Annotated in this window: 1 protein-coding gene and 1 pseudogene; both read right to left on the bottom strand. The window is 43.5% G+C overall.

Features of this window, described 5'->3' with window-relative positions:
• A partial coding sequence (locus AC1DVB_RS27455) for an ABC transporter permease (RefSeq protein ID WP_477591994.1) occupies positions 1–858 on the bottom strand: 858 nt, incomplete at its 3' end.
• Positions 851–1,138, bottom strand: a pseudogene (locus AC1DVB_RS27450) (ABC transporter ATP-binding protein); the annotation flags it as partial. The gene AC1DVB_RS27455 and the pseudogene AC1DVB_RS27450, both read right to left, overlap by 8 nt.

Genomic DNA, 1,138 nt, shown 5'->3' with positions numbered 1-1,138 from the left:
AATATAAGCGGTCAATTTCAAATTCACCATAAAGAAATATTTCGCTGATTCCCATGATGAAACCATATTGTTCAATATAGCCCCGGAAATCAATGCAGCCAGCATGATACCCATGCCTGCAGGGGTGCTTCTCACCAGTACCGAAAGCATGAAAGAAAGGGTCCCTACAACAACCGCCACCAGCCAGACAAGTCCCAAATCCATCAATAGGAATTTCCATTGTTCCACTAGCCTTACTTGACTGACATCCACGTCAGCCCCCTTCAATTCAAATCCGGTTATTACAGGGGCCCCCCAACCTTGATATCCGAAAACGATACCCGATAATAGGTAAGACAATAAGGCTGTCACCGCCACGATAATCGAAACCGATAATAATAATGTTACATATTTGCTCAATAAGATTTTCCAGCGCTCCACTGGCCGTGTCAGCAAAAGCTTGATTGTCCCTTGACTATTTTCGGAAGAAACCATATCACTAGCCACAATCATGATTAACAGCGGAATGAACAAATCGATTGCATTTTCCAAAAACATGCGTGTAAAAGTGGCTGCGCCTGGTTCTGAGGGATTGATATCATGATCGAGATAATATTGCTGCTGCTTTAGACTAACTTGCAGCTGTTCACGCCATTCATCGAGCATCCTATTGGAGCCCAATCGATTTTGAGTATCAATGATTTGCTGCTGAAGAGCTGCACGCCAATCATCAGTTCCCAACTTCTCCCGCTGCTCTTCCACTTGTTTGTATTGGGCATATGTAAACATCAGGACTAAAATTCCAACGATGAGACCGATTATGATTAACCGTTTCTTTGCCAGCAACTTCATCATTTCATTTTGGACCAAGTTATTCAATGCCCGCACCTCCCCCCGTAACTTGCAAAAACAATTCTTCCAATCCCGGGAGCTTTCGATTCATTTCATGCACCCTCACGCCTGCTTGGTTAAGAGCAGCATTCCATTCTGGTGTCTTGAGTTCATCATAGGCTGTAATGATATATTTTTGATTTAAGGTAATTTCGGTGAAGCTGCTAAGTATTTCCGCGCCCTTTTGAATAGGTTCCACCCGCCAAAATATCCGCTCCTGCGTGGATAATAAGCTCTCCACTGTATCCGTTTTAATAATTTCCCCACC

Source organism: Peribacillus sp. P4_D6 (assembly GCF_056401795.1).
Note: the sequence above shows the minus strand (reverse complement) of the source record. Positions and strands in the feature narration are given on the sequence as shown.